Genomic DNA, 24,933 nt, shown 5'->3' with positions numbered 1-24,933 from the left:
TTTCTTTGCAACGCTACCTTTGTACACATGCCGGAGCAGCCCGAAGAACTCACACCCCACGTGCTCGACGCCCGCTCACTGCGCGGTCTCGCCCATCCCCTACGGATGGAGCTCCTGACCGCACTGCGGCGCGGTGGGCCCGCCACCGCCTCCCAACTGGCCGCGAAACTCGGCGAGTCCAGTGGCGCGACCAGCTACCACCTGCGCCAGCTCGCCGCGCACGGCTTCGTCGAGGACGCGCCGGAGCACGGCAAGGGGCGGGAGCGCTGGTGGAGGGCCGTCCACCAAGGTGTGCGGTTCGACGACGCCCTGTTCAAGGACCCGGACCCGGCGGTCCGGGGCGCCGCCGACCTGTTCATGCACGAGGTCGCGAACAGCCACACCCGGGAGATCTCGACCTGGCTCGGCAACCCGAGCGACTGGTCCGACGACTGGAGGCGCTCCTCGGACCTGAGTGACTTCACGCTACGGCTGACACCCGAGACCGCCCTCGAACTGATCCACCGGATGCACGAACTCGTCGACAGTTACCGCGCCCACGCCCCGGCCGAGGGCACCCCGGACGCCGAGACGGTGCGCGTCCACACCCACGTCTTCCCGACCCACACGACCTGAGAGGCTGCCTCCCGATGAACCCCGAGATCCACCTCGCCGCCCATCACCTCCGCGCCGCCGAGCTCCGCGCCGAGGCGGACGCCCACCGTCTCGCCCTCGCCGCCAGGCGTCCCGCACAGGACCTGCGTACGCGGGTCGGCTGGACCCTCGTAGAGGTCGGCCTGCGCCTGGCCTCCGTACCACCGAAGCCGCAGATCGCCTGAGCGGGCGCGCCCCGATGGGCCGCGAGCGCTCTAGATGGGCCGCAGGCCCTCTAGGGGCGCGGGGCTGTATCGATATGCGGCTCCGCCGCGCGGGCGCGACCAGCCACGATGGCGCCGCAGCAATCCGACAACCCTTCCCGGCACTCTCACCCCCCGCCCAGCCGTGGGCTGGACTCCCGCACCACCAACGGCGGATCCACCTCACGCAGAACCCGCTCCGCAGATCCCGGGTTCGCGATCTCGTCCACCAGCGACCCGATCCCCTCCGTCGCCACCGCGTCGAAGTCCTGCGCCACCGTGGTCAGCGCGGGCTGCTGGAAACGGGCGGTCGGGATGTCGTCCATCCCGACGACGCTCACCTCGTCCGGGACCCGGCGGCCCCGCTCGTGCAACGCCCTGACCAGGCCGATCGCCATGTCGTCGTTGGCCACGAAGATCGCGGTCATCGCCTCGTCGGCCGCCAGCCGCAGGCCCGCCTCATAGCCGCTCGCACAGGACCAGTCCCCCTCGACGGGCTCGGCAACGGGCAGGCCCGCCTCGGTCAGCGCCGACCGCCAGCCGAACGCACGGTCGCGGGACGCCCACCACTGACCGGGCCCGGAGACATGCCGGATCTCCGTGTGCCCCAGGTCGATGAGGTGCCGGGTCGCCACATACCCACTGCGGTCCGACTTCTCCGCCGACCGGATCCGTCGCGCCGCGACCAGACCGGGGAAGCGACCGATGGTGAGGATGGGGACGTCCAGCCAGACCTTGACGGGGCTCCCCTCGTCGACCGCCTCCGACAGCACGATGCCGTCGACGCCCTGTTCGAGGAGGCTGTCGATGGCCTCGGCGGTGCTGTGCTCGTCGTCCTCGGTGGTGTGGGCCACGCTGACCGAGTAGCCGCGCCGGCGCGCCGTGCGGCGCCGATCTGGACCGGCAACGCGACGGTCGGCCAGCGCATCGGCCAGTGGGTCGACAACAGCGCCACGGGCAGCTGGAACCTGATCAGGACAGACGGCGGCTTCTACAAGCTCCAGTCACTCCGGAACACGAACGTGTACCTCACGGGTGCGACGACCGACGCGCCTCCGACCTTGCAGAACGCGACTACGGACGGCTCGCAGGACTGGGAACTGGTCAGGTGAAGTGAAGGTGAGGGGAGGTGAGGGAGAGAGGAGGTGAGGGGAGGTGGGGGAGAGAGGAGGTGAGGGAGACGGGCCGGGGAAAACGCGCCCTTTCAGGGGCGCGGGGAACCGCGCGGCAAGCGCCACCGGCCCGTGGCCGGAGAACCGAGCCGAGGCCGCGCTAACAACTCGGCACCTTCCCCCGCCCCGTCTCCAACGCCACCAACGCCCCGACCGCTCCCTTGAGCGTCGTCACCGGAATCAACCGCAACCCCTTGGGAAGCTCCGACTCCGCGTCCGAACACTCCGCCTTCGGCACCAGGAAGACGGTCGCCCCGTCCCGCCGCGCGGCCTGCGTCTTCAGGGCAACACCCCCCACCGCGCCGACAGTCCCGTCCGAGTCGATCGTCCCCGTACCGGCGATGGTGCGACCGCCGGTCAGATCACCGCCCTTGCCGTCGCCGTCCAGCTTGTCGACGATGCCGAGGGAGAAGAGCAGCCCCGCGCTGGGACCGCCGACGTCGGAGAGCCTGAGGCTGACCTTGATCCCGCCGGAGTCCTCGTCCAGGTACCTCAGGGCGGCCTCGGTCGCCGCGTCCTGCGACTCCTTCATCTCGGCCGCGTTGTGCTCCTCGATCTCCTTGGTGCTGTCGCCGCTCGGGTAGACCGAGTCGCGCGGCATCACTGCCTGGTCGGTACCGAACCAGCCGTCGAGTACGTCCGCGAGGCTCACGCGGGTGCCCGGGCCGGTCGCCTCGATCGTCGTCATCCGCAGCTCGCCGCGCGTCTCGCGGGTCGTCGCGCCCGTGATGGTGATGACCGGGTCGCCGTCGTTGTCGCCGAGGACGTTCGCCGTCATGCCGGGCTGCGCCAGGACGAACGGCAGCGGCGCGAACGCGGCCGTGGCGAGCAGGGCCACGACGGGCAGGGCACAGACGGCGACGGCCCGGGGGCGCGTGAGGCGAGAGAGCACGGGGTCAATCTAACGTGGGGGCCTCTTCCGGCCAGGGGCGGCTGCCCCGGCCCCTGGTTCACGGGGGCCCGCCGGTCAGCGCAGCGCCTCGGACACTTCCCGGGCCGCGTCCATGACCCGTGGCCCCACCCGCTCGGGCACCGCGTCGGCGAGCATCACGACCCCGACGCTCCCCTCGACCCCCGTCACCCCGATCAGCGGAGCCGCGGCCCCGCTCGCGCCGGCCTCCAACTCCCCGTGCGTGAGGGTGTATCCGGGGTCGGTGGGAGGCTGCTGCCGGGCGGCGAGGATGGCCTTGCCGGCCGCGCCCCGCTCCAGGGGGTGACGGAAACCGGCCCGGTACGCCACGTGGTAGTCGGTCCAGGTCGGCTCGACGACGGCGACGGCGAGCGCTTCCGTCCCGTCGACCAGGGTCAGGTGGGCGGTCGCGCCTATGTCCTCGGCCAGCGACCTGAGCGCGGGCAGCGCCGCCTCCCGTACGAGGGGATGCACCTGACGGCCGAGGCGCAGCACCCCGAGTCCGACGCGGGCCCGGCCGCCCAGGTCACGGCGTACGAGCGCGTGCTGTTCCAGGGTGGCCAGCAGGCGGTACACGACGGTCCGGTTCACGCCGAGCCGGGTGGACAGTTCGGTGACGGTCAGGCCGTGGTCGGTGTCGGCGAGCAGCTTGAGGACGCGCAGTCCCCGGTCGAGCGTCTGGGAGGTCTCCGCGGTCACGACGCCCACTCCTTCACGTGGTGAGGTCGGCTGCTCCCTGGCGGCGGTCGCGTCGCCGGTCCCGTGGGCGACGCGCGTCAGAGGCGGCCGATCGGCGGCGGTCCGGGGCTCTCCCGGACACTGTCGCTTCACGACTGCGCTCCGCGGCGGCGCTGCCACGGGACGTGTGCGTTGCGGGGACAGTAGCGAAGGCGGTTCGCTCAGCGGAAGGCTGCGTCCAGAATCCGGTCACTCCGCGGTACGGACTACTCCGCTTCCTCCCGATATGAACGGCGCGTGCGCGACCGCACACGCCCTCTCACCGGAAACGCGGGCCGTCGGTGGGGCGATCACCGCATCCGGGTGGCCCACTCCTGCACTTTGGCGATGCGCTGTCGCAACTGTCCCGCGGTCGCCTCCGCGCTCGGCGGCCCGCCGCAGGCGCGCCGCAGCTCGGTGTGGATGACCCCGTGCGGCTTGCCGGTCTGATGGACGTACGCGCCGACCATGGTGTTGAGCTGCTTCCGCAGCTCCAGCATCTCCTTGTGGGAGACCACGGGCCGGCGCTCGGCGGGCAGTTCGAGGAGGTCGGCCTCGTCGTCGGGCTTCTTACGGCTGTGCGCGATCTGCCGGGCCTGCCGCTTCTGCAGCAGCATCTGCACCTGGTCCGGCTCCAGGAGCCCCGGGATCCCGAGGTAGTCCTGCTCCTCCTCGCTCCCCGGGTGCGCCTGCATGCCGAACTCGGCACCGTCGTACAGCACCCGGTCGAAGACGGCGTCGGACTCCAGCGCCTCGAAGGAGAACTGCTCCTGCTCGCCGGTGTCCTCGTCCTCCTCCCGGTTCGCCTCCTCCATCTCCTTCTCGGATTCGGCGTACGGGTCCTCCTCGCCCTGCTTCTTGGGCTTGTCGAGGGCGTGGTCGCGCTCGACCTCCATCTCGTTGGCGAAGGTGAGGAGGTCGGGGACGGTCGGCAGGAACACGGAGGCGGTCTCGCCGCGCCGCCGGGAACGCACGAAGCGCCCCACGGCCTGGGCGAAGAAGAGGGGGGTGGAGATGGTCGTGGCATACACCCCGACCGCCAATCGCGGCACGTCAACACCCTCGGACACCATGCGGACGGCGACCATCCAGCGGGAGTCGTTGTGCGCGAACTCGTCGATGCGGTTGGAGGCGCCGGTGTCGTCGGACAGGACGACGGTCGCCTTGGTCCCCGTGATGTCCCGGATGAGCTTGGCGTAGGCGCGGGCGGACTCCTGGTCGGTGGCGATGACGAGCGCCCCGGCGTCCGGGATGCCCTTCCGCACCTCGGTCAGCCGCTTGTCGGCGGCGCGCAGCACGCTGGGCATCCACTCGCCGCGCGGGTCGAGGGCCGTACGCCAGGCCTGCGAGACGGCGTCCTTGGTCATCGGCTCGCCGAGCCGGGCGGCGATCTCGTCCCCCGCCTTCGTCCGCCACCGCATCTGTCCGCTGTAGGAGAGGAAGATGACGGGCCGCACGACGTGGTCGGCCAGCGCGTTCCCGTACCCGTAGGTGTAGTCGGCGGAGGACCGCCGGATCCCGTCGTTCCCTTCCTCGTACGTGACGAAGGGAATGGGGTTGGTGTCGGAGCGGAACGGCGTACCGGTGAGCGCGAGCCGCCGGGTGGCGGGCTCGAAGGCCTCAAGGCAGGCCTCACCCCAGGACTTCGAGTCCCCGGCGTGATGGATCTCGTCGAGGATGACAAGCGTCTTGCGCTGCTCGGAGCGATTGCGATGCAGCATGGGCCGCACGCCGACACCCGCATACGTGACGGCGACGCCGTGGTACTCCTTGCTGAGCGGCCCGGCGCTGTACTCGGGGTCGAGCTTGATCCCTATCCGCGCCGCCGCCTCGGCCCACTGCTTCTTCAGATGCTCGGTGGGCGCGACCACGGTCACCTGCTGCACGACATGGTGGTGCAGCAGCCAGGAGGCGAGCGTCAGCGCGAACGTCGTCTTGCCGGCGCCGGGAGTGGCGACGGCGAGAAAGTCACGCGGCTGCTCCTTGAGGTACCTCTCCATCGCCTTCTGCTGCCAGGCACGCAACTTGCTGGCGGTGCCCCAGGGGGCACGGCCGGGGAAGGCGGGCGAGAGCTGATGGTTCGAGGCGACAGTCGTGGCGGCACTGGCTGCGGTGGTAGTCACGGTCTCCGGGGGTGCTGGGTCGGGCGGCTCTGCGGCGGCTGCAGCCACAGCGACGGCTGGGGCTACGTATGACAACCGGGCCACCCTACCGGCGGCCCGGGGCTGTCAACGTGCGTACGACGCGAGGGTGTCCAGGGATGGGACTCAGCTCACACCGACGGCTCGGCCAGGTCTCGCAGCACCTCGGAGATGACCTTGACCTCGTCCACGCTGCCGGAGGCCACCGCGATCACCAGACGTTCGGCGGCATCGATGTCCGGCCGCAGCTGAACGCCGTTCAGCGCCAGGAAGACGACGCAGGACGTCCACGCGGTGCGCTTGTTGCCGTCGACGAAAGGGCGGTCGATCGCGAGCGACTGCAGGAACGCCGCCGCCTTGTCGAACAGGTCGGTGTACGCCTCCTGCCCGAGCGGTGTGGCCGAGGGACGATGTGCGGCTGCCGCCACGAGACCCACGTCGCGCACTATGACGCGCCGACCCTCGACAGCGAGTCCGGCGATGCCCAGAACGTCTTCGGCCGACAGATAGACGTACGTCACTTCAGCCGCTCCAACAGTTCGGCCCACTTGGCGGTCTGCTCCTTGGCGGCTCTACGGACCAGCGCTTCGTGAGCTGTTCTGGCCAGGTAGTCGTCCAAAGCCCTCAGCACGATGGCGTGCATGCTCACGCCCTCCGCCTCGGCACGCAGCTTCAGAGCTGGCGTCTGGTCATCACGGAGGCGCAGGTTCATAGCCATACCAGAACGGTATCGGCAAATAGGGCCAGACTGGCACCACTCAGGAAGAAGCGACCCGCACCCGCGTAGTCACCCAAGCCCCCACCAACGCCACCCCCGCCATCGGCAGAAACACCGCGGCGAAGGCACCCGGATGGGAGCCGCCGCCCGACGCGGCGGAGGCATGGGCCACCGTCCCCCCACCCAGCGCGGCGAAGGCCGCACCCCCGCCGGCCAGCAACACCACGTTGGAGAGCCCGTCGGAGATCTGCAGGGCGGCGGAGTTGGTGCCGGCCTCCTCGGGGGCGGAGAGCTGAAGCAGCAGCACGCTGGTGCTGGCGATGACGAGCCCCATCCCGAAGCACCCGAACGCCCACACGACCGCGAGGGTCCACACCGGCACGGCGTCGATCAGCACGGCGGGCGCGGCTGCGATGGAGGCGGCGACCACGACCATCCCGACCGTCATCAGCCGCTCCCGATACGGCTCCATCCGCGCCCGCGCCTGCACGGACGACCCCAGCGCCCACGTAACGCCTCCCGCGGCGAGCGAGAACCCGGCCATGGTCGGCGACAGCCCCCGCTGCGTGACGAGCATCAGCGGGATGAAGGACTCGGCAGCGATGAACGCCCCCGCGGCGACTCCGCGCAACAGGACAACGGACGGCAGCCCGCGCGCGGCCCGATAGGTCCCCCGGGGAAGCAGCCCGAGCGCGGCGGGCACGAGCAACGAGACGCCCAGAAGCCCGGGAAGGAGCGAGAACCACCGCAGATCCTGGGCCGCGTACTGAAGCAGCCCGGCGCCGAGGGAAATCTGAAGGGCGAGCCGAATACGACGCCGGCCCCCTTCCGCACCCCGCTCCCCCGCCTTCACGGGCCCGCCGGCCAGCCGCCGGATCTGAGGCAGCGCGAGGGCGAGCGGAAAGACGACGAGGACCGGAATCCCGACGAACACCCAGCGCCAGCCGAGGTGCTCGGTGACGGCACCCGCGGCAAGAGGCCCAACGACCGACGGCACGACCCAACTGGCGGCGAACGCGGCCATGATCGAGGCCCGCAACCGCTCCGGATAGGCCCGCCCGACCACGACATACAGGGCGACGATCACCAGTCCGCCCCCCAGCCCCTGCACGGCCCGCCCGGCGATGAACAGCCACATGACCCCGGCGGTCCCGGACAGCAACAACCCGGCGGCGAAGGCTGCGATCCCGGTGGTCAACGGCCCAAGCGGCCCCTTCCGATCCGACCACTGCCCGGCAAGCACCATCCCGAAGAGACTGGTCGTGAAGTACCCGGAGAACGCGAACGCGTACAGCGACACCCCGTCCAGCTCCCGCGCCGCGACGGGCATGGCCGTCCCCACGGCGGTCGCCTCGAAGGCGATCAGCAGCACGACGGAGACGATCCCGACACTGAGCGCCCGATAGGAACGCCCCAGCACCCCCTCACCGGGTACGGCAGCCAAAGGGTTGTCCGCGCCGGCGGTCTCGTCGGCGGTGTCGTCAGCGACGCCGGTGTCGCCCGGTTCCAGTGAGGTCATGAAGGCCAGCGTAAGGGTCGTCCCCCACCTTGACCCCTGTCGGAGGGAGGGACCCCACCCGGGACCATGGTCGTACGACCACCGGCCGCCGACCGACCCTGCCCTTCCCCCGCCCCGGTTCATGAACGGCGTATGGCAGTCCCGTTGCAGCGCGCCCGGTTCCCTTGATCCCCCACACTCCCGGCCCCTACGGTCAAGTCACGAAGTTCGGAACGGATCAGGGAAACGGTCACCAGGACCACCCCCACCCTCCGCTCCCAACCCGGCCGTGTGCCCGAGTGGTTCAGGGATTCGCCTGCAAAGCGAATTACGCGGGTTCGATTCCCGCCACGGCCTTTGATGCCCTGACTGGATGATTGGGAGGGTGGACTCCTCAGACCCCCTTCCAATCATCCGTCTCAGCCCCCGACCTGTCAGGCTTCCGGCCGTACGTTCCACTTCTCCAGGGATTCCTTGTTGGTGGAAGCGTCCTTGAACTCCAGTATCCACGGACCCGTGTTCACGTCGAATTCCCTGCCGAACCCGATCCACTTACCTTGCATCCGACGCCCCGTGGGCTCGATGAGCATCTGAATGGCAGCGTGATACCGCGCACCCGCGTAGTACCCGTCGATCGCCGTCTCCTCCACCCACGTGCCCGTGACCACGTTTCCATCAACGGTCAGGTCCATGGAGAGTGGGGAGTTGGGGTTCAGGGAGCCGTTCGGCAGAGAGCGGACCGTGAGCTTGTTGCCGTGCTCCAAGAGCACGACGTAGTGGAGGCCAGTGAAGCTGCTGTCGCGTCCGCTGGAGAAGAACTCGTAGCGGCTGACCCAGATACCCGAGTAGTTCCCGCTCGGCTTCCGAGTCTCCGTCTGCCGCTTGGGCACAGCACCGGGAGCGGTAACCGATGACGACTCCAGGTCATGGCCACCATGGCCGTCGCTGCGGACGCTCGCCACCGCCACCGGGGTCGCGAAGCCCAAAGGGTCGATCGGTCGCCCCGTGACTCGCTCCAGGGCCCTTGCGTAGACAGCTCGGGGAGCACCTGTCGTGCCTGCTTCCCAGCGCTGGACGAGCCGCTTGCTGGCGTCATTGGGCTCTCCTTCTGTTCATGCCTAGTCGCTACGTGCCCACGATGACCCCAGACCACAAGCGTTGGGTCATCCTCGACTTACAGATGTGGGGTTATTGCACGCTCCCTGACGACGAGGACCCGGCCACGCTTCTCCCTCTCGAATGGGACAGCCGTGCCGGCGCTGAGGCATGGCTACAGAGCTGCTATCGCCGTTGGTCCACGTGGGAGCAACAGGGAGCACCGCCGGGGAGCGAAGTGCCCACAGGATGGCGGCCCCACAAAGACGCTCCCTCGCCCTGGGAGAGGGAGCCGAACCGAACCTGGACCGGAGAGACGTAGCCGCTATGTGGCTGTGAACGACTGCCCCTTCTCCGGCCCCGGGGGAGACCTGTCGCGACTCAAGTTCGCTGCGTCTAGGACAGAAACAGGCCTATACCCCACCTAGCGTCGTTGCTGGCACAACCAACATCGGCGAGAGGATCCCCCATGTCCAAGCAACCCAACATCGCCCCGGAGGGCTACACCACCGTCGCGCCCTGGGTCGTCACCGATGACACGGGGGCCTTTCTCGACTTCGTCGCCCAGGTGTTCGACGGGGAGGAGCTCGGGCGGGTGCTGACGGAGGACGGCTCGGTCGGGCACGGGGAGATCCGGGTCGGTGACACCGTTGTGCTTGCCTTCGACCGGCATGCGGACTGGCCCGTCATGCCGAGTCTGCTGCGCGTGTTCGTCGCCGATGCGGAGAAGGCGTTCTCACGAGCTGTCGCCGCCGGCGGCCAGGTCGTCACCGCCATGTCGGACAACGCTTTCGGGCAGCGCGGAGGGCGCGTCAAGGACCCCTTCGGCAACATCTGGTGGGTGGTCAGCCACGTCGAGGACGTCGCCGAGGACGAGATGTGGAGGCGGCTGCAGGACCCCGTGTACGCCGAGGCCATGCGCGTGGCCCAGGAGACGCTCGACGCCGAGCTCGCTGGTCGAGAGCACGGGCGCAGCAGTACGCCCGTCCGGAAAACCGGCTGACGCGAGCCAAGGAACGGTAGGTGGCGACTGCCCCGCGTTCAGAGCACCCTGCCCGCCTCGCCGTCGAAGTCGATCGTCTTCGCCCGGTGCATCAGCCACAGGGTGTACGCGAGGGTCGAGATGTCCGTGTTCAGGGGGTGAAGCGTGGTCTCGGGCTCGTTCCAGGTGAGGATCGTGCCCGTTCTGCCGTCCAGCACCAGGCTGTTGCCCTCGGCCAGGCCGCCCTGGTGACCCAAGTGGCCCAGGCGGATCAAGTCGCCCGCTCCCTGCGGGAGTTCCGCTGCCGTGTCCTCGTCCGCGCAGTACTCGGCGAGTGTCGGCAGCGGTATCTCCGTGTCCAGCTGGAAGAGGGAGCCGTCCTCCGGGAGTCCCGTGCCGCTGAGGAAGCGGCGCGTCGGCTCGTGGGTGAGGGGTGCCGGGAAGTCGACGTCCTCGAAGCGCGCCACCCTGGCGTGGCCGAACGCCTGCTCAAGGAGCCGGGCGGGCAGGTCCAGGGCGAGGCCCGACTCCGCGCCGGAGGCCGCGATCCGGGCCAGCGGGCGGATCGAGGCCGCCATCTTCCAGTACGGCAGCACATCACCACCACCGCCGGTGCCCTGCGCGAACACCGTCAGCAGGTGCCGGGACGTCTCCGCCAGCGTCCGGGGGCCGGATGGGCCTACGGAGAAAGCCAGTTGGCGTCGCGCGGCTGTCATCTCCTCAGTCGCCGCCGCGAACCGCAGCAGCAACTCCAGGGAGGACGTCGGCCGGCGCCGGTTCGTCGGGGCGGGGCGGTTGCGCGGGAGCTGCGTCGAGGGTGTCTCTCCCGTCGAGTTCACCACCGTCCGCAGGGCCCCGGTCCGCACAGCCCCGGTGCGCAGTGCGCCGCACCTCGACCGGCCCCTGCCGAACGGCAGTTCCACGCGCGTCAGCGACTCGTACTCGTCCCTGGTCGGAGTGATCGTCGTGCTCATGGTTTCCCCCGCGCATGGTTGTTCGCAGGCCCCCGGCGTGACGTCGAAAACGTCCGCTGCCCGGCAGGCCCTCCCACTGACCAGAACACTACGCGGCACCACTGACAACCGCCCCTGACCTGCAAGGGAGCATAAAAAGACCTCAGCCGAAGTACACGCCACCCACGACGACCACGACCGCCGCCACCAGGAACAGCAGCACCCACACCAGCACCTTGCCGGGCGTCGGCCCGGGCTCGTAGCGCTGCGGCTCCTCCGGAGTCGGAGTCGGATTCGGAGTCGGAGCCGTCATGGTGTCGTCGTCACCACCGCCGCCTGCGGGCGGATCGGGAGGCGGTTCACCGGGCGGCCGGTCGCCGCGCGTACCGCCGAGGCGATGGCCGCCGGGGACGTCACCACCGGTACCGCGCTCGCCGCCTTCGCGCCGAAGGGGGCCACCACGTCCCGTTCCTCGACCAGTTTGACGATGTGGATGTCCGGGGCGTCCAGGGCGGTCGGGAGAGCGTAGCCCGTGAGGTCGGGGTGGCGGATCAGCCCGCGCGCGGAGCGCAGGTTCTCCGTGAGCGCGATGCCGACGCCCTGGGTGACGCCCGCCTCGATACGGGCCGCCAGTTGGGCGGGGTTGAGGACTCGGCCGACGTCCTGGGCGAGCGCCAGTTCCACCACGCGTACCGAGCCCAGCTCGATGTCGACGTCCACCACCGCGCGGATCGCGCAGAAGGCGAGGCCGACGAAGGCGTCGCCCTGGCCCGCCTCGTCCAGTGGCTCCGTGGGGTGGGGGCGGCACTGGGCGGTGGCCCAGAGTTCCTTGCCGTCCATCGCCTCCGTCACCGTGGTCGACAGGACACCGTCGTACGAGGTGATCTTGCCGTCGGTGATCTGGAGCAGTTCCGTGGACATGCCGAACTTGTGCGCCAGGGGCTGGAGCAGCTGGGTGCGGACCATCTTCGCCGCCCGTTCCACCGCGCCGCCCGACACCCAGGTGTGGCGGCCCCGGGCGCCCGGGCCGGCCGGGGGCTGGTCGGTGTCGACCGGGGCCACGTGGACCTCGTCGATGCCCAGGGTCTCCTGGACGATCTGGCGGGCCAGCGTGGTGAAGCCCTGGCCTGTTTCCACGGCCGCGCACAGGACCGTGGCGATGCCGTCGTGGACCTTGACGGTGGCCGTCGAGACCTCGTCCGCGCCCTCGGCGCCGAGCATGTGGACCATGCCCAGGCCGTAGCCGACGCCGCGTCGGACGGCGCCCGGTTCGCCCGCGCCCTCGGGGCCGCCCGGGAGCAGCCACTCCTCCTCGGGGGTGTCCTTGGGAAGCGCCGGGAGCGGGAAGTCCCGTACCGCCTGGAGGAGTTCGGCGACCGGGGCCGGGCAGGTGACGGACTGGCCGGTCGGGAGTACGTCCCCGGTGGCCATCGCGTTGCGCAGGCGCAGCTCCGCCGGGTCGACGGCCAGCTTCTTGGCCAGCTTGTCCATCTGGGCCTCGTAGGCCGCGCAGACCTGCATCGCGCCCTCGCCGCGGACATGGCCGGAGGGCGGGTTGTTGGTGCGCACCGCCCAGCCCTCGATGAAGGCGTTGGGGACGACGTACGGGCCGCAGGCGAAGGAGACGGCCGCCGCGAGGGCCTCCCCGGAGGTGTCCGCGTACGCGCCCGCGTCGAGCAGGATCTGCGCCTCGACCTTCACCAGCTTGCCGTCGGTGTCCGCGTGGTGGCGGTAGCGCAGGAGGGTGGGATGTCTGTGGACGTGGCCCAGGAAGGACTCTTCGCGGGTCGCCGTCAGCTTCACCGGGCAGCCCGTTTTCAGGGCGAGGAGGCCGAGCGGGAGCTGGAAGCCCTGGTCCTCGCGGTCGGCGGTGGCGCCGGGGACTCCCGTGACGACCACCTTCACGCGCTCGGGTTCCAGGCCGTAGCAGGCGGCGGCGGCGTCACGGTCGGCGTGGGGGTCCGTGGAGGCGAGGTACAGCTCCACGCCGCCGTCGGGGCGCGGTACCGCGAGGCCCGCCTCGGCGCCGATGGGGGCCGGGTCCTGGCGGCCGATCCGGTAGAGGCCCTCCACGACGATCTCGCCGACCGCGTCCGGGTCGCCGTGGCGCAGCGGGATGTGCCGGATCAGGTTGCCGTCGGGGTGCAGCGGTTCGGCCTCGAAAGCCTGCTCGGGGTCGGTCACCGGGTCGAGTACCTCGTACTCGACGATGACGGCCGCCGCCGCCATGCGCGCGGTGTCCGGGTGGTCGGCGGCGACGGCGGCGATGGGCTCCCCGTGGTGGCGTACGACCTCGGAGGCGAACATCGGGCGGTCGGCTCTGCCACGGCCGTGCAGTTCGACCCCGGGTACGTCCTCGTGCGTCACGACGGCCCGTACGCCGGGCATCTCCCGCGCGTGGGTGGTGTCGATGGAGAGGATGCGCGCGTGCGGGTGCGGTGAGCGCAGTACGGCGGCCCACAGCAGGCCCTCGGCCCACAGGTCGGCCGCGTACGGGAAGGTGCCCTCCGTCTTCGCGCGCGCGTCGGCGGGCGGCAGTGACACGCCGAGGCCGTGCGGGAGTGCCTCCGCGTCGGGGGCGGCCTCCGCGGCCGTGGTCGCGGTGGCGGTGGCGGCTTCGTTGCTCACGTCTGGCCTCCGTCTTGGCCGTGAGTCTGGTCGTACGCGTGCGAGTCGTGGTTCCGGGCGGGCTCGAAGCCCGGGGCGTCGAACGCGGAGGGGTTGACGCCGCCCCCGCCCGGTCCGGCCTGGTGCGGGATGCGGGCCTCGCCGTCCTCGCCCTCGGCGTCGGCGGCGTGCGCCTCGCGCTCGGCGACGACCTCGCGGACCGCCTCCAGGACGCCCCGGTAGCCGGAGCAGCGGCACAGGTTGCCGCACAGGGCCTGGCGCGTCTCCAGTTCGGTCGGGGCCGGGTTGCCCTCCAGGAGGTCGTGCACGGTCATCGCCATCCCGGGGACGCAGAAACCGCACTGCACGGCCCCGCACTTGGCGAGCGCCCGCTGGACGTCCGAGGGCTGCCCGTCGGTGGCGAGGCCCTCCACGGTACGGACCTCGCTGCCGGCCGCGGTGACCGCGGGCACCAGGCAGGAGGCGACGAGCCGTCCGTCCACCTGCACGTTGCAGGCCCCGCACTCGCCCTGGGAGCAGCCGTCCTTCGCACCGGCGAGGCCGAGGCGCTCGCGCAGGACGTAGAGCAGCGACTCGCCGATCCAGGCGTCGGGGACGGGCCGGTCGGAGCCGTTGACGCGCAGCACGTACGAGGCGAGGGGGTGTTCCTCACCGGGCAGTCCGGGGGCGTCTTCGGCCGGATCGGCCGCGTCGGGCTCCGCGGCGGGCTTCTCGGCGGGCTCCGTGGCGGTCGCCGTGGCACCGGATGCCTCGGTGTCCGCCTCCGGCTCGCCTTCCACGGCCCCCTCAGCGGCCTCCGGCGAGGTTTCCGGCCCAGGAGCGGGGTCGGACTCCGTGGCGGCCTCTGCGAGGCCGTCAGGGGCCTCTTCGGGGCCGGGGGTGACCGCGGCGGGGTCCTGACCCTCGTCCGCGACCGCGTGACCGGCTTCGGTGGCGGTGTGACCGGGGGCGTCGGACCGGTGACCGATCCCGTCGGCAGCGCGACCGGCCCCGTCCGTTTCGTGCGCTGTTTCGGGCGCGTGCGTCGCCCCCGCGCCGTTCGTACGGTCGGACTCCGGCTCCGGGCCGGGTCCGGGCGACCAGGGCTGTGCCGGGGCCTCCGTCGCCCAGGGCGCTGACGCGCCGCCGGGGAGCGTGGCGGGCGGCGTGCCGCCCCACTGCTCGACCAGCGCCGAGGTGCTGAACTCACCCGACTCGTCCGGAAGGTCACCACCGGCGACGGGGATCCGCCACTCCCCGGTCACCTCGCGGCCCGCGGCCCCTGAGGCGGCGGCGTCCGGCGCACCCGTTCCCTGGTCGAAGGCCCACTGCCCCGTGGAGCTCTGGTCGTAGCTGAACCCGTCGTGCCGCTGCGCCTCCTGGGGCACGGCGTTCGGGTCCGGCCACTGGGTGCCCCCGGGGGGCGCGGGCGGCGTCCCCCACGCGCCCGGCGCGTCCGGGGAACCGTCCTCGGCCCCCGGCGCCGCCGCTATCTGCGGGGGCACGTACCCGTGGCCGGGCGCGGCCAGCGGGCTGTCCACGGAGGCCAGGAACGCGTCGATGCCCCCTTCGGGGAGCTTCACGAAGGCGGTGGCGCCGTCGTCGTAGTCGCCCTGGGGCAGCGGGTCCCAGCGGCCCGCGCCCCGGGGCGCGCCCTCTGCGCGCTGATCCCCGTGCTGCTCCTGTTGCCGGCTCCCGCGCGGGTCGCCGTACTGGTCGTCGCCGTACTGGTCGTCGGTCACGACAGAGCCCTCCCCAGTGCTCGTCGGGCCAGCGCGGCGACGGTGCGCCGCAGGTGCAGGACCGCGGGCGGAAGCGATGGTACGGAGCCGTCCTCGGCCGGAACCGGGTCCGGGATGCAGGCCGCGGCGACGTACTCGCCGAAGGCACCCAGTGCCTCCGGGACGATCGTGCGGTTGTTGTCCCAGTCGATGAGCCGGGCGACCCACTGCTCGGCGTCCAGGGGGCGCAGCGGCATCGGCGCTATGGCGCCGACGGCGCACCTGACTCCACGCCGGGCGGGGTCGAGGACGAGCGCGACGGACGCGAGGGCGCGCCCGGGGCCGGTCCGTCCGGTGGCCTTCAGGAAGACCTGGGGCGCGTGCAGCAGGGGCACGCGCACGAAGCCGATGAGTTCACCGGCACGCAACATTTCCACCCCGGCCAGCAGGTGCGACACCGGGATCTCACGGCGGGCGCCACCGGGGCCCGCGATGATCAGCGTCGCCTCCAGAGCGGCCAGCACGGGCAGCGCGTCCCCCGTGGGAGCGGCCGTGGCGATGTTGCCGCCCAGGGTGCCCGCGTTGCGGATCTGCGGCGGGCCCGCGGCGCGCGCGGAGGCGGCCAGGGCCGGGATCAGGGCGGCGAAGTCGGGGCGGCCCATCCGCGCGTGGGTGAGGCCGGCGCCGAGCAGGGCGTGGCCGTCCTGGTACTGCCAGCCCCGGATCTCGCTGATCCGGCCGAGGCCGACGAGTGCGGCGGGCCTGAGCTGCCCGGAGTTGACGGTGACCATGAGATCGGTGCCGCCCGCCACGGGGACGGCCGCCGGCATGGCGGCGAGCGCCGCGACGGCCTCGTCCAGCGAGGCGGGCAGCGTCACGGCCTGCGCCGCCTGCGGTGCGTGCGTGGTCAAACCGGCTGCCCCTTCCCGCTGCCCCACCTGGTCCCACCTGTGTTGCCGTACGGTACGTGCTGACAGGGCGGACGTGGCAACTCTGGCACATTCTCGCGAGACCCGAACGCAGGGGTCCGCTAGGAGGCATTCGCCCCTCTCACCAGTGGGATGGTCCGTTTTCACACGGCATCGCCGATCAGTTCCGATTGGCACGCTTCGTTGACTTTTGTGCGCGTTTCTCCTCATGAGGCCTCATGGGGTGCTGTGGGGAAAGAGTTTCGGGGCACGCGCGCGGGGACACGCCGCGCCCCGGTCCGCCTCACACGTTCGGGGGCGTCCCCTCGATCGGACGTCCGAGGACGCCTGGCCGCCGCTGCCACGGATGCGGCCCCGCGGGCGGCCGGTAACCGACGCCGAGGGCGTCAAGTCGCCCGTAATGGGCGGTCATCCGGCGTTCGAAGTCGGCGTAGTCCCGTTCGGCGGGCGCGGGCAGAGCGCTCCAGGCGACCTCGGCGAAGGCGGCCAGCCGAGGGAAGGCCTGGTAGTCCACCCGCCCGGTGTCCTCCATCACCTCGGTCCACAGGTTGGCCTGCGTGCCGAGGACGTGCCGGGCCTCCTCGGGGCCCAACTCCGGCGGAACCGGCTCGAAGCGGAAGACATCCTCAAGGGTGCGGACGTACCCGATGGGGGCGGGTTCGTCGGCGCCTCCGTGCTGACGGTGGTCCAAGTACACGTGCTCCTGGGGGCACATGACGACGTCGTGACCCGCGCGCGTGGCCGTGATGCCGCCCGCGTATCCGCGCCAGGAGGAGACGGCGGCGCCGGGTGCGAGGCCGCCCTCCAGGATCTCGTCCCAGCCGATGAGCCGGCGCCCGCGTTCCGTGAGCCAGGTGTCGAAGTGCCGTACGAACCACGACTGGAGCCCGTCCTCGTCGCCGACCCCGAGTTCCTCGATGCGGGCCTGCGCGGTGGGCGACTCCCGCCACTGCTCCTTCGCGCACTCGTCGCCGCCGATGTGGACGAACTCCGAGAAGTTCCCCGCGCCCGCCGGGAACAGGTCGAGGACTTCCTCGAAGACGCCCTCGTAGAAGCGCAGGGTGTTGTCAGTGGGGGCGAGTACGTTGTGGCTGATCCCCCAGTTGTCCCAGACGGAGAGGGAGGTGGTGTCGATGACGTCTGTGTTGCCGAGTTCCGGATACGCGGCGATGGCGGCCTGCGAGTGCCCCGGTACGTCGATTTCGGGGACCACGCCGATATGCCGCTCGGCGGCGTAGGCGACGATCTCGCGGATGTCGTCCTGGGTGTAGAAGCCACCGTGCGGCTTCTCCTCCCACAGTGGTGAGGCCCGGTGGCCGAATTTGGTCCGGGCCCGCCAGGAGCCGACCTCCGTCAGTTTCGGGTACCGCTTGATCTCTACGCGCCAGCCCTGGTCGTCCGTCAGATGGAAGTGGAAGACGTTGAGTTTGTGCGCCGCCATCAGGTCCAGGTAGCGCAGGACGCCTTCCTTGGGCATGAAGTGCCGGGCCACGTCCAGCATGAGGCCACGCCAGCGGAAACGGGGGGTGTCCTCGACGAATACGCCGGGGACGAGCCACTGTCGGCCAGGAGTGACAGGGGCACGCCGGAAGGCATCGGGGCCGAGCAGTTGACGGAGCGTCTGCGCGCCCCAGAACACCCCGGCCGGCCCGCCGCCGTGGAGGGAGACGGCGTCCCCGTCGACGTACAGCTTGTAGCCCTCGGGGCCCAGGTGACCGGCGTCCTCGGGCAGGACCCGCAGCCGGACGGTCTCGCCCGCGGCCCCCGCTCCGGGCGGCAGCGCGAGGCCCGTCGCAGCCCCCAGGACACCGCGCAGCCAGCGCGCTGTCGCCTCGGTGCCGGGCCCGGCGTCGATCACCGTGGTCTCGTCGAGGACGAAGCCGCCCGCGTTGCCGACGTCCCGCAAGGGCGCCGGAATCAGTTCAGTCACGTCAGTCCTTAACCGCTCCACCGAGCCCCGACACCAGTCGGCGCTGTACGAGTACGAAGAACACCAGCACCGGAATCGTCATCACCGTGGAGGCGGCCATCACGCCGCCCCAGTCCGGGTCGTCCGGCTTGTAGAAGACCAGCAGAGCCATCGGCAGCGTCGACTGGGAGGTGTCACTGATGATGAACGACTTGGCGAACAGGAAGTCGTTCCAGGCCGAGATGAAGGAGAACACGCTGGTGGCCACCAACCCCGGGAAGACCAGCGGGAAAAGGATCTGCCACAGGAATCGCGACCGGCTCGCCCCGTCGATGTACGCGGCCTCCTCCAGCGCCTCCGGAACCGCCTTCACGAAACCCCGCAGCATCCAGATCGCGAAGGGCAGCGAGAAGGCGATGTGCGGCAGGATCAGCGCGCCCAGCGTGTTCAGCTGCCCGAAGTCCCGCATGAGGAAGAACAGCGGGATCGTGAGCGCCTCCACGGGCACCATCTGGGCCATCAGGAACATGATCAGCAGGGTGGTCCGGAAACGGAACCGGAATCGGGTCACCGCGGTCGCCGCGAGAAACGCGATCAGCGCCGAGACGATGACCACGGAGCAGGCGACCACAAGGCTGTTGAGAAAGTACCGGCCGAATTCCTGCTGCCCGAAGACGCGCCGGAAGGAGTCCAGGGAGGGGGCCGACGTCCAGGGGCGCGGTTCGGTCGACTCGATCTCACCGGCCGGTTTGAAGGCGCTGAGCACCATCCAGTAGAGGGGGAAGGCGACGACGGCCGCGATCAGCAGCGCCGACACCTCGGCGGCCAGTCGCCAGGGCCGCCGTACGAAGCGGCGGACACCTCGGACACCTCGGCCGGCTTGGACAACGTTGCCGTACATCACAGCTCCTCCCCCTGCCTGCGCAGCAGCCGCAGGTACACGAGGGTCACGGCGAGCAGGATCAGCAGCATCACGATCCCGATCGCCGAGCCGAGGCTGTACTGGGAGGAGGCGAAGGCCTGTTGGTAGGCGTACACGTTGAGGGTGAGGTTCTGGCCGGCGATGCCGCCCCCGTTCGTCATCACGTAGATCTGGGTGAAGACCTTGAAGTCCCAGATGACCGACTGGATGGTGACGACCACCAGGATCGGGCGGAGCATCGGCGCCAGCACCGAGCGCCAGACGCGCAGTTGGGAGGCGCCGTCCAGTTCCGCCGCCTCCAGGACCTCGGCCGGTACGGCGCGGATGCCCGCGTACACCGTGACCATCACGAACGGGAAGGAGCACCACACCACTTCGAGCAGCACCAGAAGGAAGGCGCTGAGCCGGCCGTACGTCCATGAGTGGTCGCCGAGGCCCAGCATCCGGTTGACCGGCCCGAAGTCGGGGTCGAAGAGCAGCAGCCAGACCGTGGAGCCGGTGACCGCGGGGGTCGCCCACGCGCCGAGCGCCGCCAGCATCAACGCGAGGCGGGGCAGGGCACGGACACGAGTCAGCAGGACCGCGAGGGCGCAGCCGACGGAGAGCGTGGAGACCACACAGGCCGCCGCGAAGACGACCGTCGCCAGCAGCACCTGCCAGAACTGGGCGTCGGAGAAGATCTCCCGGTAGTTGCCGAACCCCTCGAAGGTGGCCGGCTGACCACCGCTGACCTGTGCCTGGGTGTAGTGGAAGAACGAGATCAGCCCGAGCTGGTAAATGGGGTAGAGGAGCAGCCCCCCAAGGACCACAAGAGCAGGGGCAAGATACAACCAAGGGGTGCTGGACCCACCAGAGGGGCGCGAGGAACTGCGGGACAAGCCACGGACCACCCGCACCCGCCGACGCTCATCAGCCCGCGAGCTACTAGGCGCTGCACTCTGCGTCACCCGGCGGAGCCGAACGCGTCGTCCATCTTCTTCGCCGCCTCCGCGGAAGCCGCCGCGACGTCCTTCTTGCCGCTGACGATCTCCTGGAACATCGTCGGCAGGACCAGCGAGGAGTCGATCCGGGACCAGGCGGGCGACGCCGGCACGAACTTGGTGCCCGCGGCGAGGGTCTTCACGAAGGGCGCGACGTACGGCTGCTTCTTGGCCACGGTTTCGCGCACGTCGGCGAAGGTCGGCAGGAAGCCCATGGCGTCGAACAGTCGGGTCTGTGTCTGCTTGGAGGCGAGCTGTTCCATGAGGTCGACGGCGAGCGTGCGATGCGAAGTGCTGTTCAGCACACCGAGGTTGTTCCCGCCCGCGAACGCCGGTGCCACCGAGCCGGCCTCGACGCCCGGCAGCGGTACGACCGCGTAGTCGTCCTTGACCTTGCCCGCCTGGACGGCCGCGTGGTTGAAGTCGCCGCCGATCGCCATGCCGGCCTTGCCCGCGGCGAAGGCGGTGATGGTGTCGTTGCCGCCCATGCCCGCGCACTTGGCGGCGGGGCAGTTGTCGTCGCCGAAGAGGGAGGTGTAGGCCTTGATGCCCTTCTGGGCGGCGGTGCTGTCGATGGCGGAGGCGTACGAACCGCCTCGGCCGGTGGCGAGTTCGCCGCCGTTGGCCCAGATGAAGGGCATCGCGCCATAGGTGAAGGCGCCGCCGACCACGAGCCCGTACAGGTCGGGCTCGGCCGCGCGGATCTCGTGGGCGGTCGTGGTCAACTCGGCCATGGTCTTCGGGACGTCGAGGCCGAGCTCCTTGAAGACGTCGGTGCGGTAGTAGAGGGCGCGGACGCCGACGAAGAAGGGGGCGCCGTAGACCTTGCCGTCGACGGTGACGGACTGACGGGCGGTCGGGTCGGTGTCCGTGGCCTCGTCCCAGGCCGCGAACTCCTTGCTGACGTCTAGGAGTCCACCGTCGGCGACATAGCCGGCGGTGTCCGTGTTGCCGTACTCGATGACGTCGGGGGCGCTCTTCGGGTCGTTGAAGGCGGCCTTGATGCGCTGGGCGCGGGTCTCGACGGGGATGTACTCGACCTTGACGTCGACCCCCTTGTGGGCCTTCTCGAAGGCGTCGACGACCGACGTGACGACCTTCTCCTTCGGGGTGTTGCCGACCTCCTGGAAGAGCCACACGCGCAGGGTGCCGGTCTGCTCGTCCTTGCCGGAGGAGGAGTTGTCGGAGGTCTCGGGGGCACAAGCGGTGGCGGTGAACCCGGCGAGGGCCAGGGCGGCAACGGGGGCGACCAGTCGGACGGATCGAACAGATCGGACAGAGGGCTTCATCTGGCGTTTCCTCCGGTGAAAGCGTTGCAACATACGCAATGGATGTTTCGCTCTGCACAACACCACGGAGGTTATGGACTCCACGGACATGGCCACAAGAGGTCTTGACCACGTCTCCACCACTCTGTGACCGGCCGACGCATCCCGTGCAACGACAGACAGCACAAAGGTCCCCAGGGCGCGCAAAACGCACCTGGGGACCTCGCACTACTGAACGGCCAACCAGCGCGGCCTACTTCTTGCCGTCGCCCTTGCCCTCGTCGCCACCGGAGCCCATGGACTCGTAGATCTCCTTGCACATGGGACACACCGGGTACTTCTTCGGGTCGCGGCCCGGTACCCAGACCTTGCCGCACAGCGCCACGACGGGAGTCCCGTCGAGGGCGCTCGCCATGATCTTGTCCTTCTGGACGTAGTGGGCGAAGCGCTCGTGGTCGCCGTCGCCGTGCGAGGTCTGCGGCGCCGGTTCGACGAGGGTCCCCGTACCAGTCCCGCGCTGGGGCTGGGTCTCAGGCTCAAGAGTGCTCATAGCGCCCAGGGTACTGAAGGTCACACCCCTCAGTTCAGCGAAGGGTCGTCCGGATACGTCGCGACCATCGCCAGTTCGCTGCGCTGGCGTCTGAGAACCTCGCGCCACAGGCGTTCCGGGGACGGGCAGGAGATGTCTCCGGGCTCCGACTCGACGACGTACCAGGCGCCGTCCGTCAACTCGGTCTCCAGCTGCCCCGGTCCCCAGCCCGCGTACCCGGCGAAGATGCGCAGTGACCCGAGCGCCTTCGCGAGCAGTTCCGGCGGCGCTTCCAGGTCGACGACGCCGATCGCGCCGTGCACGCGCCGCCAGCCGAGAGGGGTGCGCTCGCCGGACACGCCGCCGCCGGGGATGACCGCGACGCCGAGCGCCGAGTCGAGGGCGACGGGGCCGCCCTGGAAGACGACCCCCGGTTCACCCGCGAGTTCCGCCCAGCCCTCCAGGATGTCCCCGACGTCCACCGGGGTCGGACGGTTGAGGACGACGCCGAGGGAACCCTTCTGGTCGTGGTCGAGAAGGAGCACGACCGCGCGGTCGAAATTCGGGTCCGCCAGGGCGGGCGTGGCCACGAGCAGTCGCCCTGTGAGCGAGGACACCTCGGTCATGCCAGACATGATCTCGCATCTTCCCCCTCTGAGGGGAGCCAATCGGGGTACCAGGGTGAAGGCAGGTCAGGGCGTACGGAAGCGGAGCGGGCGCGCGCCTGCGCCGGTGACGGCATGTACCCGGCGGCGAACGGTTCGTGTTGTGGCAAACCTATGACACGGCTGGGCGGCGCTTGGGCTTACAGAAGGGGGGTGTGCGGCGTTTACCCTTGCTCTTCGGCTCCTGCGCGTGCCTGTACGGCCGCGTCCTGTACGACGGGCCCGCCAACACTCCCCGCCCAACTCATCGGAACGCGAGATACATGACGGTCAACGGCACAGACGACGTACTGATTGTCCACGGCGGCACCCCGCTGGAGGGCGAGATCCGTGTCCGCGGTGCGAAGAACCTCGTACCGAAGGCCATGGTCGCCGCCCTGCTGGGCAGTGCGCCAAGTCGACTGCGCAATGTCCCCGACATCCGTGACGTCCGTGTCGTGCGCGGGCTGCTCCAGCTGCACGGGGTGACGGTCCGTCCGGGCGAGGAGCCCGGCGAGCTGATCATGGACCCGTCGCACGTGGAGAGCGCCAACGTCGCCGACATCGACGCGCACGCGGGGTCGAGCCGTATCCCGATCCTCCTCTGCGGCCCGCTGCTGCACCGCCTCGGACACGCGTTCATCCCGGGTCTCGGCGGCTGTGACATCGGCGGCCGGCCCATCGACTTCCACTTCGAGGTGCTGCGGCAGTTCGGCGCGACGATCGAGAAGCGGGCGGACGGGCAGTACCTGGAGGCTCCGCAGCGGCTGCGCGGCACGAAGATCGCGCTGCCGTACCCGTCCGTGGGCGCCACCGAGCAGGTGCTGTTGACGGCCGTGCTGGCGGAGGGCGTCACGGAGCTGTCCAACGCGGCCGTGGAGCCCGAGATCGAGGACCTCATCTGCGTACTGCAGAAGATGGGCGCGATCATCGCCATGGACACGGACCGCACCATCCGCGTCACCGGGGTCGACAAGCTCGACGGCTACAACCACGCAGCCCTCCCGGACCGCCTGGAGGCCGCGTCGTGGGCGTCGGCGGCGCTGGCGACCGAGGGCAACATCTATGTCCGCGGCGCCCAGCAGCGGTCGATGATGACGTTCCTGAACACCTACCGGAAGGTGGGCGGTGCCTTCGAGATCGACGACGAGGGCATCCGCTTCTGGCACCCCGGCGGCCAGCTGAAGTCGATCGCCCTGGAGACGGACGTACACCCCGGTTTCCAGACGGACTGGCAGCAGCCCCTGGTGGTCGCGCTGACGCAGGCCACCGGCCTCTCCATCGTCCACGAGACGGTGTACGAGTCCCGCCTCGGGTTCACCTCCGCGCTCAACCAGATGGGTGCGCACATCCAGCTCTACCGCGAGTGCCTCGGCGGCTCCCACTGCCGCTTCGGCCAGCGCAACTTCCTCCATTCGGCGGTCGTGTCGGGCCCCACGCGCCTCCAGGGCGCCGACCTGGTCATCCCGGACCTCCGGGGCGGCTTCTCGTACCTCATCGCCGCCCTGGCCGCCCAGGGGACGTCCAGGGTGCACGGCATCGACCTGATCAACCGGGGCTACGAGAACTTCATGGAGAAGCTCGTGGAACTGGGCGCGAAGGTCGAGCTGCCCGGCAAGGCCCTCGGATAGCCACCAGACGTACGAACGCCGATGGGGCGGCCACCCGAACCCGGGTGACCGCCCCATCGGCGTCAACTGCAGCACCCTCAAGGGGCGCGGGGAACTGCGCGACCAGCCACGACGGCCCCGCAGTCGCCCATGGCGCCAAGCCATGTCGGCGAACAGGCGCCCTTACTTGCCCTTGGCCGCTTCCTTGAGCTTGGAGCCCGCGGAGACCTTGACGCTGTAACCGGCGGGGATGTCGATCGGGTCGCCGGTCTGCGGGTTGCGCGCGGTGCGAGCGGCACGGTGGGTGCGCTCGAAGGTCAGGAAGCCGGGGATGGTGACCTTCTCGTCGCCCTTGGCGACGATCTCACCGACGGTCTCGGCGAACGCGGCCAGAACGGCGTCGGCGTCCTTGCGGGTGACCTCGGCGCGGTCGGCCAGGGCGGCCACCAGCTCACTGCGGTTCATGTTGTTACTCCCGTGTTCTTCTTGCTGTTGAGGCGTGCCCCGCGGCGGAGCCGCATGGGGGGCACAGCGAAGCCGATGCTGCCAGGGTCCTCGGTGGGTCCCCGGACCCGGGTCCGCCGTCGGACCCTCACGCCCGAAGACGCATCCTGCCCCCACCTGCGGCGGGAAAGCCAATCCGGAACCCCTGGGGGAGTCACACGCACACCCTTGGGAGTAAGACGGAAAGCGTCAGCGGCCGGGACCGACAGGCTGAACCTGGCCGCCACCCTAGAGGCGCCCGGGGGCCGTGCGCCCCCGACGCGCCGGTACGAGGGCCCGTGGTAACCG

General features: G+C 70.4%; 23 protein-coding genes, 1 tRNA gene and 2 pseudogenes. 6 read left to right on the top strand and 20 right to left on the bottom strand.

The genetic code is table 11. The features are described 5' to 3' along the window. The first annotated feature begins 27 nt into the window (after positions 1 to 27). Positions 28 to 615, top strand: a complete 588-nt coding sequence (locus tag IEY89_RS14785; protein WP_189147833.1) for an ArsR/SmtB family transcription factor — start codon at positions 28 to 30, stop codon at positions 613 to 615. 14 nt (positions 616 to 629) lie between these two features. Then, positions 630 to 818: a hypothetical protein gene (locus IEY89_RS14780; protein WP_189147832.1), complete on the top strand. Its 189-nt coding sequence runs from the start codon at positions 630 to 632 to the stop codon at positions 816 to 818. Positions 819 to 964: 146 nt separating this feature from the next. Here IEY89_RS14780 and IEY89_RS14775 read toward each other — a convergent pair whose 3' ends face one another. Beyond that, positions 965 to 1,690 carry a substrate-binding domain-containing protein gene (locus IEY89_RS14775; protein WP_229695229.1) on the bottom strand — a complete coding sequence of 242 codons (726 nt, stop codon included), beginning with the start codon at positions 1,688 to 1,690 and terminating at the stop codon, positions 965 to 967. 27 nt (positions 1,691 to 1,717) lie between these two features. Between IEY89_RS14775 and IEY89_RS14770 the strand changes: the two are divergent. Further along, positions 1,718 to 1,948, top strand: a pseudogene (locus IEY89_RS14770) (RICIN domain-containing protein); the annotation flags it as partial. A 160-nt stretch (positions 1,949 to 2,108) separates the two neighbouring features. Here IEY89_RS14770 and IEY89_RS14765 read toward each other — a convergent pair. The 6 genes from IEY89_RS14765 to IEY89_RS14740 form a co-directional block, all read right to left on the bottom strand. Then, the gene (locus IEY89_RS14765; protein WP_189147831.1) at positions 2,109 to 2,900 is read right to left on the bottom strand and encodes a S16 family serine protease; all 792 of its coding nucleotides are present in this window, start codon (positions 2,898 to 2,900) and stop codon (positions 2,109 to 2,111) included. A gap of 75 nt (positions 2,901 to 2,975) precedes the next feature. After that, on the bottom strand, positions 2,976 to 3,617 hold the full coding sequence (locus IEY89_RS14760; RefSeq protein ID WP_189147830.1) for an IclR family transcriptional regulator: 642 nt from the start codon (positions 3,615 to 3,617) through the stop codon (positions 2,976 to 2,978). A 329-nt stretch (positions 3,618 to 3,946) separates the two neighbouring features. Beyond that, a complete protein-coding gene (locus IEY89_RS14755) occupies positions 3,947 to 5,758 on the bottom strand; it encodes a DEAD/DEAH box helicase (RefSeq protein ID WP_189147829.1) in 1,812 nt (603 codons plus the stop codon). A gap of 149 nt (positions 5,759 to 5,907) precedes the next feature. Continuing rightward, complete coding sequence (locus IEY89_RS14750) at positions 5,908 to 6,297, bottom strand: type II toxin-antitoxin system death-on-curing family toxin (RefSeq protein ID WP_189147951.1); 390 nt, start codon at positions 6,295 to 6,297, stop codon at positions 5,908 to 5,910. Further along, the gene (locus tag IEY89_RS14745) at positions 6,294 to 6,494 is read right to left on the bottom strand and encodes a ribbon-helix-helix protein, CopG family (RefSeq protein ID WP_189147828.1); all 201 of its coding nucleotides are present in this window, start codon (positions 6,492 to 6,494) and stop codon (positions 6,294 to 6,296) included. Before IEY89_RS14745 ends, IEY89_RS14750 begins: the two co-directional genes overlap by 4 nt. Positions 6,495 to 6,534: 40 nt before the next feature. Further along, positions 6,535 to 8,013, bottom strand: coding sequence for an MFS transporter (locus IEY89_RS14740; RefSeq protein WP_189147827.1), 1,479 nt, complete (start codon positions 8,011 to 8,013; stop codon positions 6,535 to 6,537). 264 nt (positions 8,014 to 8,277) lie between these two features. On the opposite strand from IEY89_RS14740, the gene IEY89_RS14735 reads away from it, so the two are divergent. Next, positions 8,278 to 8,349 (top strand) — tRNA-Cys (locus IEY89_RS14735). A 77-nt stretch (positions 8,350 to 8,426) separates the two neighbouring features. Here the strand turns inward: IEY89_RS14735 and IEY89_RS14730 are convergent. Then, positions 8,427 to 9,098: pseudogene (locus tag IEY89_RS14730) on the bottom strand (XRE family transcriptional regulator); the annotation flags it as partial. A 458-nt stretch (positions 9,099 to 9,556) separates the two neighbouring features. Here IEY89_RS14730 and IEY89_RS14725 point away from each other — a divergent pair. Next, positions 9,557 to 10,090: a VOC family protein gene (locus tag IEY89_RS14725; protein ID WP_189147825.1), complete on the top strand. Its 534-nt coding sequence runs from the start codon at positions 9,557 to 9,559 to the stop codon at positions 10,088 to 10,090. A gap of 38 nt (positions 10,091 to 10,128) precedes the next feature. Here IEY89_RS14725 and IEY89_RS14720 read toward each other — a convergent pair whose 3' ends face one another. From IEY89_RS14720 to IEY89_RS14670, 11 genes are all read right to left on the bottom strand, one after another. Continuing rightward, positions 10,129 to 11,043: an SUKH-4 family immunity protein gene (locus IEY89_RS14720; protein WP_189147824.1), complete on the bottom strand. Its 915-nt coding sequence runs from the start codon at positions 11,041 to 11,043 to the stop codon at positions 10,129 to 10,131. 142 nt (positions 11,044 to 11,185) lie between these two features. Further along, positions 11,186 to 11,335 carry a hypothetical protein gene (locus IEY89_RS14715; protein WP_189147823.1) on the bottom strand — a complete coding sequence of 50 codons (150 nt, stop codon included), beginning with the start codon at positions 11,333 to 11,335 and terminating at the stop codon, positions 11,186 to 11,188. After that, positions 11,332 to 13,650: a xanthine dehydrogenase family protein molybdopterin-binding subunit gene (locus IEY89_RS14710; RefSeq protein ID WP_189147822.1), complete on the bottom strand. Its 2,319-nt coding sequence runs from the start codon at positions 13,648 to 13,650 to the stop codon at positions 11,332 to 11,334. Before IEY89_RS14710 ends, IEY89_RS14715 begins: the two co-directional genes overlap by 4 nt. Further along, positions 13,647 to 15,371, bottom strand: a complete 1,725-nt coding sequence (locus IEY89_RS14705) for a 2Fe-2S iron-sulfur cluster-binding protein (protein WP_189147821.1) — start codon at positions 15,369 to 15,371, stop codon at positions 13,647 to 13,649. Before IEY89_RS14705 ends, IEY89_RS14710 begins: the two co-directional genes overlap by 4 nt. Further along, positions 15,368 to 16,261 carry an FAD binding domain-containing protein gene (locus IEY89_RS14700; RefSeq protein WP_189147820.1) on the bottom strand — a complete coding sequence of 298 codons (894 nt, stop codon included), beginning with the start codon at positions 16,259 to 16,261 and terminating at the stop codon, positions 15,368 to 15,370. The genes IEY89_RS14705 and IEY89_RS14700 overlap by 4 nt, the downstream gene beginning before the upstream one ends. A 301-nt stretch (positions 16,262 to 16,562) precedes the next feature. Beyond that, entirely contained in the window at positions 16,563 to 18,209 is a 1,647-nt protein-coding gene (locus IEY89_RS14695; RefSeq protein ID WP_189147819.1) for a beta-N-acetylhexosaminidase, read from the bottom strand. A gap of 1 nt (position 18,210) precedes the next feature. Next, on the bottom strand, positions 18,211 to 19,089 hold the full coding sequence (locus tag IEY89_RS14690; protein WP_189147818.1) for a carbohydrate ABC transporter permease: 879 nt from the start codon (positions 19,087 to 19,089) through the stop codon (positions 18,211 to 18,213). Further along, positions 19,089 to 20,006, bottom strand: coding sequence for a carbohydrate ABC transporter permease (locus tag IEY89_RS14685; protein WP_189147817.1), 918 nt, complete (start codon positions 20,004 to 20,006; stop codon positions 19,089 to 19,091). The genes IEY89_RS14690 and IEY89_RS14685 overlap by 1 nt, the downstream gene beginning before the upstream one ends. Positions 20,007 to 20,053: 47 nt before the next feature. Continuing rightward, entirely contained in the window at positions 20,054 to 21,379 is a 1,326-nt protein-coding gene (locus IEY89_RS14680) for an extracellular solute-binding protein (RefSeq protein ID WP_189147816.1), read from the bottom strand. A 232-nt stretch (positions 21,380 to 21,611) separates the two neighbouring features. Then, on the bottom strand, positions 21,612 to 21,908 hold the full coding sequence (locus IEY89_RS14675; RefSeq protein WP_053741615.1) for a DUF3039 domain-containing protein: 297 nt from the start codon (positions 21,906 to 21,908) through the stop codon (positions 21,612 to 21,614). A 29-nt stretch (positions 21,909 to 21,937) separates the two neighbouring features. Beyond that, positions 21,938 to 22,513 carry a YqgE/AlgH family protein gene (locus IEY89_RS14670; protein WP_189147815.1) on the bottom strand — a complete coding sequence of 192 codons (576 nt, stop codon included), beginning with the start codon at positions 22,511 to 22,513 and terminating at the stop codon, positions 21,938 to 21,940. Between the two features lie 302 nt (positions 22,514 to 22,815). Between IEY89_RS14670 and murA the strand changes: the two genes are divergently transcribed. Next, the gene (murA, locus tag IEY89_RS14665; protein ID WP_164407069.1) at positions 22,816 to 24,162 is read left to right on the top strand and encodes a UDP-N-acetylglucosamine 1-carboxyvinyltransferase; all 1,347 of its coding nucleotides are present in this window, start codon (positions 22,816 to 22,818) and stop codon (positions 24,160 to 24,162) included. 162 nt (positions 24,163 to 24,324) lie between these two features. Here the strand turns inward: murA and IEY89_RS14660 are convergent, their stop codons facing one another. Next, positions 24,325 to 24,606 (bottom strand): HU family DNA-binding protein, encoded by a 282-nt coding sequence (locus IEY89_RS14660; RefSeq protein WP_006374476.1) that lies wholly within the window; start codon positions 24,604 to 24,606, stop codon positions 24,325 to 24,327. Positions 24,607 to 24,933: the final 327 nt, after the last annotated feature.

Origin of the sequence: Streptomyces lacrimifluminis (genome assembly GCF_014646095.1) — a bacterium.
GTDB lineage: Bacteria > Actinomycetota > Actinomycetes > Streptomycetales > Streptomycetaceae > Streptomyces > Streptomyces lacrimifluminis.
The sequence above is the reverse complement of the archived record's forward strand: the minus strand, read 5'-3'. Positions and strand labels throughout refer to the sequence as shown.